Source organism: Longicatena sp. (genome assembly GCF_982403165.1).
The window spans coordinates 1-16957 of record NZ_CEVYEL010000051.1 but is presented as its reverse complement, the minus strand read 5'-3'; the positions used below and the strand labels follow the sequence as shown (position 1 = coordinate 16957).

At 38.7% G+C, this 16957-nt stretch carries 11 protein-coding genes; 1 reads left to right on the top strand and 10 read right to left on the bottom strand.

Annotated features, from left to right (window positions below):
• Window positions 1-648 precede the first annotated feature (648 nt).
• The 10 genes from AC1VS3_RS10390 to AC1VS3_RS10345 all read right to left on the bottom strand — a co-directional run bounded on the left by AC1VS3_RS10390 (window position 649) and on the right by AC1VS3_RS10345 (window position 14961).
• Window positions 649-1653, bottom strand: a complete 1005-nt coding sequence (locus AC1VS3_RS10390) for a virulence RhuM family protein (protein WP_331866649.1) — start codon at window positions 1651-1653, stop codon at window positions 649-651.
• A gap of 47 nt (window positions 1654-1700) precedes the next feature.
• Window positions 1701-4076: a DUF262 domain-containing protein gene (locus tag AC1VS3_RS10385; RefSeq protein WP_270373412.1), complete on the bottom strand. Its 2376-nt coding sequence runs from the start codon at window positions 4074-4076 to the stop codon at window positions 1701-1703.
• A 321-nt stretch (window positions 4077-4397) separates the two neighbouring features.
• Window positions 4398-5729, bottom strand: coding sequence for a 23S rRNA (uracil(1939)-C(5))-methyltransferase RlmD (gene rlmD, locus AC1VS3_RS10380; protein WP_481275639.1), 1332 nt, complete (start codon window positions 5727-5729; stop codon window positions 4398-4400).
• A 39-nt stretch (window positions 5730-5768) separates the two neighbouring features.
• Window positions 5769-6374 carry a hypothetical protein gene (locus AC1VS3_RS10375; protein ID WP_008689729.1) on the bottom strand — a complete coding sequence of 202 codons (606 nt, stop codon included), beginning with the start codon at window positions 6372-6374 and terminating at the stop codon, window positions 5769-5771.
• A 48-nt stretch (window positions 6375-6422) separates the two neighbouring features.
• Complete coding sequence (gene gatB / locus AC1VS3_RS10370) at window positions 6423-7850, bottom strand: Asp-tRNA(Asn)/Glu-tRNA(Gln) amidotransferase subunit GatB (protein ID WP_196029881.1); 1428 nt, start codon at window positions 7848-7850, stop codon at window positions 6423-6425.
• Entirely contained in the window at window positions 7847-9268 is a 1422-nt protein-coding gene (locus tag AC1VS3_RS10365; protein WP_331866710.1) for an amidase family protein, read from the bottom strand. Before AC1VS3_RS10365 ends, gatB begins: the two co-directional genes overlap by 4 nt.
• Before the next feature lies 1 nt (window position 9269).
• Window positions 9270-9563: an Asp-tRNA(Asn)/Glu-tRNA(Gln) amidotransferase subunit GatC gene (gene gatC / locus AC1VS3_RS10360; RefSeq protein ID WP_008689732.1), complete on the bottom strand. Its 294-nt coding sequence runs from the start codon at window positions 9561-9563 to the stop codon at window positions 9270-9272.
• A 9-nt stretch (window positions 9564-9572) separates the two neighbouring features.
• A complete protein-coding gene (locus AC1VS3_RS10355; RefSeq protein WP_008689733.1) occupies window positions 9573-10685 on the bottom strand; it encodes a CamS family sex pheromone protein in 1113 nt (370 codons plus the stop codon).
• Window positions 10682-12670 carry an NAD-dependent DNA ligase LigA gene (ligA, locus tag AC1VS3_RS10350; protein WP_331866709.1) on the bottom strand — a complete coding sequence of 663 codons (1989 nt, stop codon included), beginning with the start codon at window positions 12668-12670 and terminating at the stop codon, window positions 10682-10684. Before ligA ends, AC1VS3_RS10355 begins: the two co-directional genes overlap by 4 nt.
• An 11-nt stretch (window positions 12671-12681) precedes the next feature.
• Entirely contained in the window at window positions 12682-14961 is a 2280-nt protein-coding gene (locus tag AC1VS3_RS10345) for an ATP-dependent helicase (RefSeq protein WP_196029884.1), read from the bottom strand.
• Window positions 14962-15283: 322 nt separating this feature from the next.
• Here AC1VS3_RS10345 and AC1VS3_RS10340 point away from each other — a divergent pair, with 322 nt between their 5' ends.
• Window positions 15284-16879 carry an LCP family protein gene (locus AC1VS3_RS10340; RefSeq protein ID WP_008689738.1) on the top strand — a complete coding sequence of 532 codons (1596 nt, stop codon included), beginning with the start codon at window positions 15284-15286 and terminating at the stop codon, window positions 16877-16879.
• Window positions 16880-16957: the final 78 nt, after the last annotated feature.

The following is a 16957-nucleotide window of genomic DNA, read 5'->3' as shown; positions in this document are numbered from 1 at the left end:
TTATATTATTTCATAAAAACCAATCATTCCTTTCTGCTTCGCTTCAAGGCACACATAGGTATGAATAAGTGTGCTTAGCGAAATCTTTCTTATTTGAATTTCTTATCTATTTTGTTATCATGTGCTTGAAGATTGAAGTATACTACAAAGCACGGTATGGTGAGTTGCAGATTTCTGCACTCGTTCAGATCAAATCAGCATAAAAACAGCATCATACTCGATATCTATCCCTACTCTAATAGGAATTTTAAATTCCATTTCATTATGTTATGGTAGCAAGAAAATAGAGCATTTGCTTTTCATTTGTGTTTAAGCAAATACTCTATATAAAATTTTATCATACAGTTTTGAATCATCTTAAAAAATTTAATACATTTTTTATTGCTTCCCTTTTCCAGTAGGACAAATTAGTTTTTGAACTAACACTTTTAGGTTTGCTAGATTACATTCACTCAATACTTCCATATTTTTACTATGCAATATATAAGCTGCCAACCTTCAAACTAGCCTGTTCCAATACATTACTCTTGATTTTTCCATAGGTTGCATCACTTAATCCAACTCACTCATTATCAATTTCACTTCTATGGAAGGCAGACAGACAGTTTCGACATGTATATCATTGTCCAAGCCAAATCGCATATCTTTTTATTTCTTATCTGTCTTTTTCTCCAACATTTTTATAGAGTTCAAATAATCTTCTTCTACATCACTGAAAGTTTTTGCTTTATATTTCTTATATTCATCTGTTGCCTTATCGATAGCTTGCTTATGAGAAATACTACCATTTCCCTGTAACAACTGTTCTCCACTCATTGTAAGTATACGATCCAAATGTTCTGCCCAATCTTTCATGGTCATTTTCTGTTCACGCTCCGCCTGGCGCTCTGCAAAATCCAAATATCCTGACACAAGCTGTCCCATTGCCCGAAGTTCTTTTTCACTCAAATAATTTTTGGCAATAATAGCTTCCTTCAAGGTTGGTTGATTTCCTACAAATGTTGTAAGTCCCATAAAATCTTTTTCTGCATCCGCTCTTGTATAAATAACTTCAGCCGCCGTCTGGCCATGAATGGCGTAGTGAATTTTATTCTGTACTTTTTTAAAGAAAAGAATAGATATTTCTGCTTTTGGGTCATAATCAATACTCGTAGCATATATTTCCAGAATTTGCCTGTAAAATACTTTTTCGGATGCACGGATGTCTCTGATTCGTTCAAGTAGTTCTTTAAAATAACCACCGCCACCCAGATTTTTAAGTCGTTCATCATCTAATGCAAAACCTTTTCGCATATATTCTTTCAATATGTTGAGTGCCCAAATTCTGAACTGCGTACCACGCTTAGATTTTACACGATAACCCACAGAAATAATAACATCCAGATTATAATAATCAACTTGATATGTCTTTCCGTCTGATGCAGTTGTTGCAAAATTTACAACAACTGATTCTCTCACCAACTCCCCCTCAGAAAAGATATTTTTAATATGCCTTGAAATCGTCGATTTGTCTCTATGAAATAATTCAGCCATCTGGTCAATGGATAACCATACGGTATCTTCGTCAAAAGTCGTTTCGATTTTTGTTAAGCCATCTTCTGTTGTATAAATGATGATATTTGATTTCTGTTCCATATTTTCTCGGCTATTCATACATACACCTCGTTTCTAAAAAGTGCAATGCCCATTGCACTTTTTAATTAAATTAAATGCCCTTTATACCATTCAATCACAGCATCCCTATCAGACTCAAAGAACTGTGTGGATATATAAATATCAGTATCATGAAACTGTAGCGCTTTCGCCCTATATCTTTTATGAGTGGAATTCCCCATATTGTCTGTTCTATGATTTGCAACTGCCGGATAATCTGTGGCGTGAAATAGTGATTTTGTATATTCTTTTGTTTTCAGTTGTTCCATTTCAGACACCGTAATCTTTGATTTATTTATAAGTGCCTCAATCAAATTATAAAACAATTTTCCAACTGGCACTAACCCTTCTAGCCAAGTATTTTCATCATCAATATCAAAAGGTGCCTCTGAAAGAGAAAAATTAAAATCATCTGTTTCCAATTTCATTCTTAAAAGTAAATCTTTAATAAATGAAATAATATTATTTGATGATAGATTGGTCTCATAAAATATGCCACTATTATCAATCTGTCTAGCCTTGCGAATTTTTCTTTCATCATTACTTATATATGTTTTATCTGCATATGGGATTGAATAATCCTTTTTAGCTAAATCATTAAATGTTTCTGTGTCTAAGTCATAAGCAATATTAATGAATTTTACAAGTAAGTCAGTCCAACTTAACACCTTAACGTATTCGCCAACAAATGAAAATTCCTCTGGTTTCGTATTAGAAAAATTAATACCACTATTAACTCCAAAGCTCAATTCATGTGTTTCAATAACATCAGCGTGTTTTTCAATATATTTAAATTTATCCATCAAAATATTTGAAAGCGTCTTTGCTCTGTTTAAAATTGCTTCCTCATTCCAATTAGTTGCCGATAAAACTTCCTTATTCAAAACATTTGCCTTTGAATTCTCACGAATAATTTTTTTCTTGTCATTAAAGGGCTTTGTTCCCAGTTCACTGTTATGCCCAGTAATCGTTAAATTCCCGAGTGTATGCAGGTATTTCTCATATACCACACTATAATTATCACCAACTTCTTTTTTCCATACTGCAGAATTTTCTTTTTGTGGCAAAATATGCTCTATTGTTAGATTACTAACATCAAGATGCTCCTTAGTGGAGTTTTCAATTACAGAAAGCACAAATTTACAAATCGGTTTCTTGTATAACGGATTATTAATAAGTGCATATTCAAATTCTTTATCTGTTGGCATACGATCATTTGACTTTGCATCATTAAGAAAAATTACGAATTTTTCATAGTAATTATCATAATTCCCATCAATCACTCTATCATACATCGACTTCATGAACTTTGACAAATTTTTATTGATTTCACAAGCAGTTTTTCTAACAAGATATGTAAGTAAATAATCTAGCACTTTACAAAGAATTACTTCGTCAATATTCTTGTCCTCATAATCATTCATAATCCTAAACAAAAGGGGAATAATTGTTGTTTGCTTAATCGTATAAAAAGCCCTCAGATAATTTGAGATTTCCTTATTGTAATTATCATTTTCACCTATAAAAGCTCCATAATATTTTGATGTTCTCTTCAATTTTTTTAGTATATCTTCATGGCTTAAGCTATTTTCTTCACAATGTTCTATAAATAAACGGTATGCATTATTACTATTTACAGACTTACTTATCTGTGAATTCAAGAAATTTATAACAAAATCGCCCAGATTTCGATAACCTACATTCTTTTCGATTTCAGACCAATAATTCTCGTAAAGTTCATCTTGATTTTCATCGTCCATAAGCAAATAATTTCTAATCAAATCTGCCAGGCTTAATTCCAATCCAGTTGAATTGATAGACTCAAAAATCTTCTGCGGTTCATCTCCTTGATATTTATCTAGGACAATTTCTACCATTTCTAATTTTTTAATACCATTAAGAATATCATTCAACTCTGAACCCGATGCCAATGTATTTTCAATCAAGTTTTTGAAAGTAATATAATTTTTATAGATATTGGAGTTTCTATCCATTTCATCGATTTTATCTTTAATCAATAATAACAACTGCTCATTATCTGATTTCACAGGCTTTAATTTAATCTTGTATTTTTCATCGCAATTTCTATTAAACATTACTTCTTTTATTTCGGTTTCTATTCTAACTGATACCTCTTTTGCTGCATCGTAAAGAGCCTTTAGAAGAATATACACAGTCGTAATGCGCTGTTGTCCGTCTATAATCAACGCTTCATTTAAGTTGCTGCCATCAAGACCAACAATATAAACAACTGTTCCCGTGAAATGTTTATGGTCTCTTTCATTTGCCTTCATAATATCTTGATAAAGTTTTTCACACTGTATATTGGACCAGTCATAATTACGTTGATATACCGGCACTTTGAACACTCTTTTATTTTTTTCAATTAAATCTGAAAACACCCAAACCCTATAAGGTTGCATAATCTCTTCTCCTTTGTCTTTAACAATTTATTTTATCTAATAGAACCATTTCATAATTCTTATTAAATCATCATAAAATACCATAGAGCTTCCTCAATCATTTTCCAGTGGGCATTGCGGTGGTTTTGATTCTTTGTGCTTTAGTTATTATAGCAATCTCTTTCAAGAATTCCATATTTTTGTTTTATTTGTGCTATATACAATGATGAAACCTTTACGTTATGTCACTCAAATATACTCCTCAATTTCCTCATAAGTCGCCTTACTCTCCGCCGCTGTCAAATTTATCTCACTCATTATGAGTTCCACTCCTATATTCTGCTATGTATGAAATTTGGACAACAGACATACCGTCTCCACATGATGCGTCCCCGGAAACATATCCACCGGCTGCACCACCTCAACACGATACCCTTTCCCCTCCAAAATCCGTAAATCTCTTGCCAACGTTGCCGGATCACACGACACATACACCAACCGCTCCGGCGCCATCTGCACGATACTATCCAAGGTAACCTGATCACACCCTTTTCTCGGTGGATCCACTACCACAACATCCGCTCTTCCTCCTTGCTCGCTCATCTCCTTCGCATACGCCGCTGCATCACTGCACACAAATTCCACATTATCCAAGCCATTCAAGGCCGCATTCTCTCTGGCATCACGCACCGCCTGCTCAACGATTTCAATACCGATGACCTTTCCAGCTTTCTGCGCCAAAAACATACTAATAGTCCCCACACCACAATATAAATCAATGACTGTTTCATTCCCCTTTAAATTACAAAACTCCAACGCTTTTCCATACAGCACCTTTGTCTGCACAGGATTCACCTGATAAAACGATTTCGCGGAAATATGAAACTTCAATCCATTAATTTCATCCGTAATAAACGACTCCCCATACAGTACCTCTTCCTGTTTCCCTAAAATCACATTGTCCTCACGTGTATTCAGATTCAACACAACACTTTTAATCTCAGGCATTCTCTTTACTAACTCCTGCACCATTTCTTCCCTATGTGCAAACTTCTTCTGTCGCACAATCCATACAACCATGACTTCTCCTGTCGCAAAGGCATGTTTAATCAACAAATGACGGAATACACCGGCATTTCCATACTTTTTAAACAAACTTCGCATCGTCTGTAACACCGCATTGATCTTTTCACTTTGAATGCCACAGCTATCCGTATCAATGATCGTATTGGAATTAATACGATAAAACCCTGTTACGATCTGTCCTTTTACAACACCTACCGGTATCTGTCCCTTATTGCGATAATGATCCGGCTGTGCCATACCTAAGACATCTTCCACCTGCACATTCAATTTCGCAATGCGCTCAATAACATCCTGCACCTTCTGTTTCTTAAATGCCAGTTGTTCTTTATAAGACATATGCTGCAGCTGACAACCGCCACATTGTTTTGCGATTGGACAAGCTGGACTTACACGCTCTTCATTCACCTTATCCAGCTTCAACAAACGCGCAAATCCATAGCTCTTTTTTACCAACGTAACAACAAGCTCGCCACTTTCTTTATTCATCATACCTTTGACAAACAGTGGAAAGCCATCAATTTTCACAACCCCATGCCCATCACTTGTATAGCCGCTGCATACACCAAATACATGTTCGTTCTTCTTCATACCCATACTCCTTAAAAAAGGGCATTACGCCCTTTTCTGTTATTTATCCTTTTTCTGTTCTTCTAACAGTTTATTTGCCTGTTTCTTATTACGGGCACTGCTTAAGGTATCGGTTACTGCTTTCTTCGCAGAGGCGTTTTTCACCTTTTCCTTATACACCCATCCGCTTGTGTCATCACCTTCCGGGATGAAATTGTACACATGAATATCCAGGTCATACATTCTCACATCTTTTTGATTAGTGAAATATGTCTTGACCGGTAATATTTTAACAACCTTATCATAGGCATCATTTAAGACACTTTTCACCTTACTACTGCCTGCTTTATCATCTAAATCAATAGTAATGCGCAAGGTAGCACTCTTTAAATTGACTTCCACATTTTCTGCACCATCAAATTTTAAAGCATCCTTTACCTTTGTTAATTGTTCTTCTGTGATTGCCGGATCAAGGGAATTGTCAAAACGACTTCCAACCGTTGGCGTGCCGGCACTCTCTTTGGCACTTAAATAAATATAACCTAAAAGCAACACCGGTATCAGAATTACCACAGCGGCAATCCAATAAAGAATTCTGCTTTTCGTATGTTTTGCTTTTCCAGTCGTCTGTTTATCAGTCGTCTGTTTTTTGCCTTTTTTCGCCATATTATCACTCCTGACAATATTCATTGTACTAAATTTCATTGGAAAAAGCTATCTTTTCTTTAATTCTTCCTGAATAAGTTTGTTCGTTAAAGCCGGATTTGCCTGTCCTTTGCTAGCCTTCATGACCTGTCCGACTAAGAAACCAACGGCTCTGTCTTTTCCGTTTTTAAAGTCTTCAATGGATTGAGGATTGGCATCTAATACACTGGTAACCATTGCCAACAGTTCACCGGTATCGCTCATCTGCTTCATGCCTTTTTCTTCCACGACTGTCTTAGGATCCTTGCCTTTCATGATTTCTTCAAATACGACTTTTGCCTGTTTGCCACTGATTTCTCCGGCTTCTACCATATTAATCATAGCAGCTAAATGCTTTGGCTCACATGGATTGTTGGCAAACTTGATATTGTCCTTATTCAAAGCTGCCGGCAATTCTACGATGACCCAGTTTGCTGCTTTCTTAAAGTTTTTCGTATGTTCACATACGGCATCAAAGAAATCACCTAAGTCACGATTGGCAACCAGAACACTGGCATCGTATTCCTTTAAACCATTTTCTTTCATATAACGTGCTTTACGTTCATCTGGTAATTCTTCCATATGTTCCTGAATATCCTTGATCCATGCAGCATCTAAACGAATTGGTGGAATATTTGGTTCAGGGAAGAATTTATAATCCACATCGCCTTCTTTTTTACGCATTAGAATCGTCGTCTTTTGCGTTTCATCATAACGACGTGTAGCCTGTACAACTTTTTCACCCTTGCTGACAAGTGCAATCTGACGTTCTACTTCCGCATCAATGGCTTTTTGCACATTGGAAATAGAGTTTAGGTTCTTAACCTCCGTCTTTGTGCCAAAGGTATCACTGCCTGCTTCACGAATGGATACATTGACATCACAACGCATGCTGCCTTCTTCCATCTTTACATCCGAAACACCTAAATACAACAATAATGTTCTCAGCTTTTCCACATAAGCGGCAGCTTCTGCTCCATTGCGGATATCCGGTTCACTGACAATCTCAATCAAAGGTGTACCGGCACGGTTAAAGTCAATCAATGTACCGGCGTCTGAGTGAAATTGTTTTGCGGTATCTTCTTCCATGTGGATGCGGTTAATGCGAATATCTTTCTCTACGCCATCCTTGGTTTCGATATGAATGCAGCCACCTTTTCCGATAGGATGAAACTGCTGAGTAATCTGAAAGCCTTTTGGCAAATCAGAATAATAGTAATTCTTACGGTCAAATTTTACGAGTGGATCAATTTCACATTTTAAGGCTGTAGCTGCTTTAATTGCGAGCTTTACGGCTTCCTTATTGACACATGGCAATGTTCCGGGATGACCTAAGTCCACTTCATTGACACAGGTATTGGCAACTTCTCCAAAAGCGACAGGTGCTGAGGAGAACATTTTTGTCTTCGTTTTTAATTCACAGTGGATTTCAATTCCAATGACTGTTTCGTATTTCATGCGTCCACCTCCACATCATTTCCTTTTAAGCCGGTTTCTTCTTCAATAGCTTTTCCGATATTAAATAAGGTTTGTTCAGCAAATGGCTTTGCGGTCATATTGATACCGATTGGCATCCCTTCCACAAAGCCGGTTGGCATGCTCATGCTTGGATAGCCGGAGAAATTCCCCATAACCATATAGTTTTCGGCAACCAAGACATCCTTGCTTAGGTGTTCATCTTGGCTGTCTTCACTTTTTGGCGCAATCATGCCGGATGCACTGGCAATCACGATATCATAACCAGCTAATGCTTTTTTCAGTTCTTCAACGATCAAACGGCGTACTTTTTGTGCCTTACGGAAGATTTTTTCCTGGTTTTCTTCAAACAAAGAGTAGCTGCCGATGACAAAACGTTTACGTACATAAGGACATAAGCCTTTGGTACGGGAATTGATCATGACTTCTTCCACACTTGCCCCATCTTCACGCATACCAAAGCGGATACCATCTAAATTGGAATGGTTTGCTGTAGCTTCGGCATTGGCAATGATGTAATAGACCGGCAGCATCGCACGCATCAGCTTATCATCAAAGCGTACATGCTCAACGATGGCTCCTCTCGCCTGTAATTTTTTCATCAGCGCATCAAAGTTTTCTTTGATTTCAGCATTGGTAATGGCTTCTTGTACATTATCCAATATCGCAATCTTCTTGCCTTTGATATCACTGTTGATATCGCTTGCATAGTTTGGTACCGGTTCATAAGAGCTGGTCATATCACGATCATCTCTTCCTGCTAATACTTCCAATGCCACAGCAGCATCTTCAATAGCCGTAGTAAAATATCCCACATGATCCAAACTGCTCGCATAAGGAATGATACCATAACGAGAAATTCTGCCATAGGTTGGTTTCATACCGATAATACCATTATAAGCAGCTGGTTTACGTACACTGTCCCCGGTATCGGTACCGATGGCAAAAGGGACTACTCCACTAGCAACCAATACTGCACTACCTCCGGAACTGCCTCCGGAAATACGCATTGTATCCCAAGGATTATTAACCTTGCCGGTATAGGCATTCTTATTCGTTCCACCCATGCCTAGCTCATCCATAGAAGATTTGGCGATGACAATCGCACCGGCTTCTTTCAGTTTTTCACTGATATGTGCATCATATACAGGAATATAGTTATCCAGTATACGAGAGCTGGCAGTTGTTCTAACACCCTTCATATTCACATTGTCTTTTAATACGATTGGCATGCCATACAAAGGGGCATGTGGATCTTTGTTCGCTAAATCAGTTAACTGGCTATCCACATCGACAAAGCTTACAACAGCATTGAGCTCTTCTTGTTTTTCTTTTGCTCTTTCAACAGCGCTTTTTACACGTGTTTCTACATCTTCGATTCTCGCTCTTTCAAAATCCATCTTACTTCACCACCTTTGGTACATGTACATGTCCTGCTTTTACGCTTTTCGCATTGCTTAAAGCATCTTCCTGAGAGATTACATTTGCAACCACATCTTCACGCAGGAATTTTGTTTCTGCTTCGAATGGATAGATCATCTCTTCCACACCTTCGGTATCAATTTCATTTAGTACATCAATCTGTGACAGCAGTTCTTTAAACTCTGCCTGCAGCTCGACGACTTCATCATCGCTGACATCAAACATGATATCATGCGCCAGTTTCTTAAAATATTCTGCACTATACGCTTCCATATGTTCCTCCTACTCCATTAATTGTATAACGGTTACCTTACTGCTGCCTTTTTCTCTTTGCATTGCGCCAATTAAGACATCATCGCTTTTTAAACGCACCTTAATCGCAAAGCTAGTGCTAGAGAAAATTGACAGCGATGAATTTACCTTCTGCATCATCGCATTGGCTTCCGGCCATGTCTTCGCATGCATGGAAATATCAATCGTTAAGGATGCTAATTCCTTATCCTTGAAATGTCCGGTACCAATCACGGCAGTATCTTCCGGGAAGAAATTTTTGATTTCTTTTACCAGGCGATCAAAGTAAGTCGCATTGGTACTGTCTAGCTTTGTTGCGGCACTGCTTGGGAATAAGGCCCAAGCTTCATTCAGCCTACTGTATTCACCAATCGTCTTGGATTCAAAATAGGCTTCTTCTATAAAGGTTCCCGGTAAGGTCGTATTCACACCGCTTTCCTTAAACAAGGTTACATAGATTGGTGTCTTTTGGCCGATTTCCGGATGGGTCTTACGCAAGTAGCTGACAACCTTACGGCCGACCTCTTCCCCATACGCCCGTAATTTCGCATCACTTACGATGTCTGGATTGACACTGTCACCAATTTCATCATTGAGGACAATACCTAAAGATAACCCTTCTAAATCCTTACCATCATACCAGTCTAGCTCATAGATATCAATAAGTAAGACATCCTGACTGCCAATTTTTTTCTTTCCGTTATTGGTATCAATTTCGGTGCCGATTGCCGGATTCATACCATTCGGATTCTTTTCACTCGTTCTGCCTAATAAACCGACACGATCAAGTCCTGTCGCATCTAAGGCATCATAGCTCAAAAACTGACTTTCCTTATAAGCATAATCATCCGGTGAAAAATGTTCTTTGGAAAGGTTCATCATTCCTACCCCAATGATCATCGCTTCATTCAAATTGGTCGTATAGGCATGTTTAATGCGTGAACTGCTTGCCTCAAAGGGCAGTAAAGCCGCATAGTCACCTTCATGAATGACTGTGGTCTCTTCACTGGTTGTATCTTTTTTTGGTTTATTGGAACTACTGTTACAGCCGCTTACTACTAGGATAGCCGCTAAGGCAAGTAATCCTGTTGTTTTATGTTTCATGATGTCTTCACCTCCTGTAAAAAGGTTGCTTCATCCATCGTCGCAACACCTAAGCTTTGCGCCTTTGTCAGTTTACTGCCGGCAGCTTCGCCATAAATGACCAGATCTGTCTTTTTTGATACAGAGCCACTCACATTAGCACCTAAGGATTCTAAAAGCTCCTTAGCTTCATTGCGTGTCATCTGTTGCAAACTTCCAGTTAAGACAACGGTCTTACCAGTGAACATACTTTCCTGAATGATTTCTTCCTCACTATCCATACGTAAACCAAAGCCACGCAGATGATCAATCAATTCCACATTCTTAGGTTCTCGGAAGAAGGCCACGATACTTTGCGCTGTAATATCGCCAATATCTTTGATAGCAACCAGCTCTTCTTCACTTGCGGCCATTAATTTCTCCATCGTAAGGAAATGTTTTGCCAAGACTTTGGCTGCTTTTTTGCCAACCTGACGAATGCCTAAGCCATAGACCAAATCCTCTAAAGGATTCTGTTTGCTTGCTTCAATAGCATCAATAAGTTTTTGATAAGAACGTTCCTTAAAGCCTTCCATCTGTAAAATTGTTTCTTTATGATCTTTTAAATGATAAATATCCTCGATCGTATTTAACAACCCTTCCTTATGGAAGAATTCGACTTTTTTATCGCCTAAGGTATCAATATCCATGGCATCACGACTGGCAAAATGGATAATACTTTCCACAACGCGGGCTGGGCAATCCTGATTGATACAATAATGCGCTGCTTCATCACTCAATCTCACTAACGCACTGCCACATACCGGACATTCCTTAGGAAACACATAACGCGCCTGTGTTCCGTTGCGCCGATCAAGCAATGGCCGTACAACTTCTGGGATAATATCTCCGGCCTTGCGCACAACGACATCATCCTGAATACGGATATCTTTTTCCTTAATCATATCCTCATTGTGCAGCTGTGCTGCTGATACACTAGTACCGGCGACACGCACCGGTGCCAACACCGCATTGGGGGTAATCCGTCCGGTCCTGCCAACGGTTAAGACGATATCTAACAGCTTAGTAACAACTTCTTCAGCCGGAAATTTATAGGCAACGGCATACCTTGGGGCTTTCACGGTCGTACCTAATTGTTCCCAGGCTGTCAATTCATTCACTTTGATGACCATACCATCAATTTCATATGGAAGATCATTACGCTGCTCACTCATTTCCTGAATAAAGCTCCATACCTCATCCATGCTGTTACATACTCGACGTAATGGATTCACCTTGATATGCAGCTGTTCCATTGTTTCTAACGCTTCTTCATGTGTCTGTATCCCAGCGCCTAAAGCATCCTCATAATAATATAAGAACGCATCCAGTTTTCGACTAGCCGCAATTTTACTATCTAATTGACGAATACTGCCAGCTGCCGCATTGCGGGGATTCGCAAAAACATCTTCGCCATTCTTTTCACGTTGCGCATTGAGTTCCGCAAAGCTTTTCTTTGGCATGAAGACTTCTCCACGCACCTCTACATCGCCCATGCGTTCAATGTGCATTGGAATGGAAGCAATCGTACGAACATTATTGGTTACATCTTCACCCACAAAGCCATCGCCGCGAGTCACCGCCTGTACAAAGCGGCCATCGTGATAATGTAAAGAAATGGCAAGTCCATCCATTTTCAATTCTACCACATAGCTCACCTTTGGCACGATACTGCGCACACGTTCGTCAAAAGCCTGCAAGTCTTCCAAATTAAAAGCATTGCTTAAGGACAACATCTGCTGTTTGTGTGTTACCTTGGTAAACGCATCTAAAACCACACCGCCAACTCTTTGGGTAATTGAATTGGGATCTCGATATTGCGGGTAAGTATCCTCTAGCTTTAACAGCTCCTGATATGCCTGATCGTATTCCGCATCTGGCACACTGGGCTGATCCAATACATAATATTCATACGCATAAGTATCTAATTGTTTTCGTAATGCTAATATACGCTGTTGCACGTCCATATGTCAGCCTCCTATTTCTTGCTTAGAGATGGATGATTCACATTGATCTTACGAATGCCAAATCGCTTATCAAAGGCAATTGCCGCAAGTTCACCTTCCAGTTTAATGACCACACCATCACCAAAGACACTGTGATTCACCAAATCTCCTTTACGTATTCTGCCCTTTTTCTTATGTTTCATTTCACTTTTTCTATCATTTTGACTCGCCTTTGCCCCACCCATCGACGTTTCTTCATCATTAGGGAACGTTTGGATCATATCATCCTGATGTTCCTCATGAAACTGCGGTGCTTGAGAGGATAAAAAGGCATTTCCGGTAAATGTATCAACATCACTCGCAAAATGATTTCGTGGCTTAGCGCCAACTTCTTCTAAGTATTCTTCCGGCAGTTCCTTAACAAACCGTGAGGTTGTCTTTAGCTTATCTAAGACATAGCTATACCCATAAGAGTCTGATAAAAACAGCTGTTTTCTTGCGCGGGTAAAGGCCACATAGGCCAATCGGCGCTCTTCTTCTAAAGCTGCTTGACCTCCCTCGATAACACTTTTGTCATTTGGAAATATTCCTTCACACAAACTGTATACAAAGACATTATCAAATTCCAATCCCTTTGCCGCATGAATCGTCATTAACTGTACAAAATCACCACTGCTATCTGCCTCTTTATCGGTATATAAAGAAATCTCCTGTAAATATTCTTGTAAGGATCCCTGCGGGTTATTTTCCACATAGTCGGCGATATCGCTAATCAATTCCTTGATATTTTCCAATCGCTCAATTTCTTTATCTTCCCGCAGCATATCCAGATAGCCACTATCTTCCAATACCTTTTCCAACAGTTGATCAATGCTGATTTCATCCACCAGCTGACGGCATTCTTCAATCAACGCCACAAATGCCTGAATATTAGCCTTTGCCTTGCCTTTGCCGATTTCATACTGTTTGATTATTTCATACATATTGGTATTATCGTGTTCCGCCTGCTGCTCAATCAGCTCCATCGTTTTTGCGCCAATACCGCGTTTGGGCATATTGATGATTCGTTTGATGGAAAGGTTTTTATACAATTCCTTTTCATCATCCTCTTGTTTTGGTGCCAATAAACGCAAATAGCTTAACGCATCCTTGATTTCTGCACGATCATAGAAACGAATGCCCCCATAAATACGATAAGGGATGCGAAAATCCAACAACGCTTTTTCCAGTCCGCGTGATAAATAGTTAGAACGATACAATACCGCTATATCCCGATAGCAAACACCGCTGTGGGATAAAGCCATGATACGGCTGGCAACCCAAACCGGTTCATTGGCATCATCCATTGCCGTAAAGTGAATGATGGGATTATCCCCTTCCACTTCCGTAAATAAGTCTTTCTCAATACGATTGCGGTTATTGCGGATCAAGGCATTCGCCCCGTTCAATATCGGCTGTGTAGAACGATAATTCTGATTCAAAATGACTGTCTTACTGTTAGGGAAATCACGTTCAAAATTCATGATGATATCCACTTGCGCACCACGCCAAGTATAAATGGTTTGATCCGGATCACCGACCACACATAAATAGCTGTGATCACCTACTAACAGACGTATGATAGCATACTGTAAATTATCCACATCCTGAAACTCATCAACATGGATATACGTAAAACGACGCTGCCATTTTGCCCGTACTTCTTCTTTATCCTTTAAGATACGGTAAGCAAAAATTAACAAATCATCAAAGTCTAACCCATACATCTCTTTCAGACGTTTTTCATAATAAGCATACACATCAGCCTTGATCTGCTCCCCTGCCCATGGTCCGGCATTCGCTTTTGCCATCACAGGATCTACAAAATTAGTTTTATTGGCACTGATATAGCCCAACATAGAATTATAGCTGTAGCTTTTCACATCAATCTGCATTTGTTTATAAGCATCCCGTAAAATGCTTTTTTGATCATCACTATCCAAAATCGTAAAATTGCGTGGATAGCCTACTTCTAAGATATCCTCTCTTAACAGACGTACACAAAAGGAATGAATCGTTGAGATCTGGACAGCCTTAGCCACCTCGCCAAGCATTCCTTCTACACGTTCCTTCATTTCTTTAGCTGCCTTATTCGTAAAAGTGATCGCTAATATTTTATTAGGATACACCTGCATCTCTTCTATCAGATACGCGATTCTGGTCGTCACGACACGCGTCTTTCCACTGCCAGCTCCTGCAATGATACGCAGATGCTGATCTACTGTATGAACCGCCTCTACCTGCTGTTTGTTTAAATGTTCTAAAAACGACACAAAATCACCTCCCGCTTATTATACTATACTTTCCTCATGATTTCCTTAATATAAAATGAATTTCTTCGCAAATCTTTACAAACCTTTAACTCGCTTAGATGCAATGTACTTTGCATAGTCGTCATACTTCGACAAGGTTTCTTTCTGGCTGCTTGTATGATGAAGGTGGCACTTGTTTTCTAAGATAAAAAATGATGATCGCAGCAGGGGCAGCCATATGGAAGGAATGGGAATATTACAAAATATTCAGAAAAACAAAATAGTATTTTCTTTGCGACTATATTATAATAAAACAGATAACTTTATTTAATGGGGTGTTTACATGAAGCAGACAAAAAAAGCGCAGAAACCGAAGCGTTATTATACAAGAACAATTGATCTTTTCTTTTTATTGATCTTCTTAATCATCAGTATTATTTCTTTTACCATTGCCTTTAGCTTTGGTATTCTTCCACATACCTGGGTATTCATGGGTGCAGTCGTAATTTTCCTTATTTTTATCGGATTATTCCTTGTCAGTTTACGCAAGATGCCAAAATGGTTTATCCTGGTTAAACGTGCCTTCATCATTGTATTATGTGTCATCATCGGAGGCAGCGGGTATTTCTTAAATAAATCACGCATGACCATCAATCGCATGAATCAAAATGCCCAAAGTTCTATTACCAAATTACATATTTTAACCGCTAAAAACAGCAATATTTCCTCTATCAAAGACTTGGCAAATAAAACCATCGGTTTTCAAAATGGAGTAGATAAGAAAAATGCTGCCTATGCACAAAAACAGTTACGATCTTCTATCGCCAATATGCAGGTAAAGGAAGAGCTGGATTATACAACCTTATTATCAGATCTTAGCCTAAATGAAGTACAGGCGATTGTCATGAGTGATGTATATTATGGTATGTCAAAATCTAATATGAAAGATTTTGAAAAACAAGTCACCATTCTTGACACGATTGAAAAACCAAAGGAAAGCAGTCAAAAGGAAGAAAAAGATATTACAGAACAGCCTTTTACGATATATCTGAGCGGTCTGGATAATATGGGTTCTCCAGATCAACAGACACGTACAGATACGAATCTGATCTTAATCGTCAACCCCAAGGCCAATCACATTGATATGGTCTCGTTGCCTAGAGATGGTTTTATTCCGAATACAGCATTACAAAATGCAAATGATAAACTGACACATACCGGTTTATATGGGGTGGATGCAAGTGTGGAAACCATTGAACAGTTTTTCAATATCCCGATTGATTATTATGCCCGTGTCAGTTTCAATTCACTGATTGAGATTGTAGATACGATTGGCGGCATTGATGTGGATGTCGAAATTAATTTCTGTGAGCAGGATGAAAATCGCAGTTTCAAGAAAGAAGATTTGATCTGTCTGAAGAAAGGTAAACAGCATTTAAATGGTAAACAGGCACTGGCTTATTCCCGGCACCGTAAGACAGAAGGCTATGACAATGCCGGCCGTGAACGCGCCCAGCAGCGTATCATCAAAGCCATCATCAATAAACTGATTTCACCAAGCGCTATTACTTATATTAATAAGCTGTTAGATATTGCGCCAAACTATGTCATCACCAATATGCCGACTTCACAAATTACCAGCTTTGTATCAAATGAATTAGAAGATTTGAAACCATGGACCATTTCTTCCATATCTAGTGATAATGGCGTATATGATAATCAATATACCGCCAGCCTTTCTAGCGAGTATGGCAAAAGTGATGTATATCTGTTTGCCAAGAATGAAGTTCATGCTGTAGTAAATGCATATGATGGTGCCAGCCAACCATTGGATATGAGCAATTATCATTTTGATGTAAGTAATCTTTATCAGGATACTCCTGCCATTAATGAAGATCCTCATATCGTTTGGGATACGATGGCCGATAATCCTCATTAAATAAACATTCAAGACGATTATGAAAATAAATATCCACCAGCTTAGCTGGTGGTTTTTACGTAATCGCCCCAAGGGGCT

What these genes read in the sequence shown, in the direction of transcription:
- AC1VS3_RS10390 (WP_331866649.1), bottom strand. Translation starts at nt 1,653, where the DNA reads ATGAATAGCCGAGAAAATATGGAACAGAAATCAAATATCATCATTTAT.
- AC1VS3_RS10385 (WP_270373412.1), bottom strand. Translation starts at nt 4,076, where the DNA reads ATGCAACCTTATAGGGTTTGGGTGTTTTCAGATTTAATTGAAAAAAAT.
- rlmD (WP_481275639.1), bottom strand. Translation starts at nt 5,729, where the DNA reads ATGAAGAAGAACGAACATGTATTTGGTGTATGCAGCGGCTATACAAGT.
- AC1VS3_RS10375 (WP_008689729.1), bottom strand. Translation starts at nt 6,374, where the DNA reads ATGGCGAAAAAAGGCAAAAAACAGACGACTGATAAACAGACGACTGGA.
- gatB (WP_196029881.1), bottom strand. Translation starts at nt 7,850, where the DNA reads ATGAAATACGAAACAGTCATTGGAATTGAAATCCACTGTGAATTAAAA.
- AC1VS3_RS10365 (WP_331866710.1), bottom strand. Translation starts at nt 9,268, where the DNA reads ATGGATTTTGAAAGAGCGAGAATCGAAGATGTAGAAACACGTGTAAAA.
- gatC (WP_008689732.1), bottom strand. Translation starts at nt 9,563, where the DNA reads ATGGAAGCGTATAGTGCAGAATATTTTAAGAAACTGGCGCATGATATC.
- AC1VS3_RS10355 (WP_008689733.1), bottom strand. Translation starts at nt 10,685, where the DNA reads ATGAAACATAAAACAACAGGATTACTTGCCTTAGCGGCTATCCTAGTA.
- ligA (WP_331866709.1), bottom strand. Translation starts at nt 12,670, where the DNA reads ATGGACGTGCAACAGCGTATATTAGCATTACGAAAACAATTAGATACT.
- AC1VS3_RS10340 (WP_008689738.1), top strand. Translation starts at nt 15,284, where the DNA reads ATGAAGCAGACAAAAAAAGCGCAGAAACCGAAGCGTTATTATACAAGA.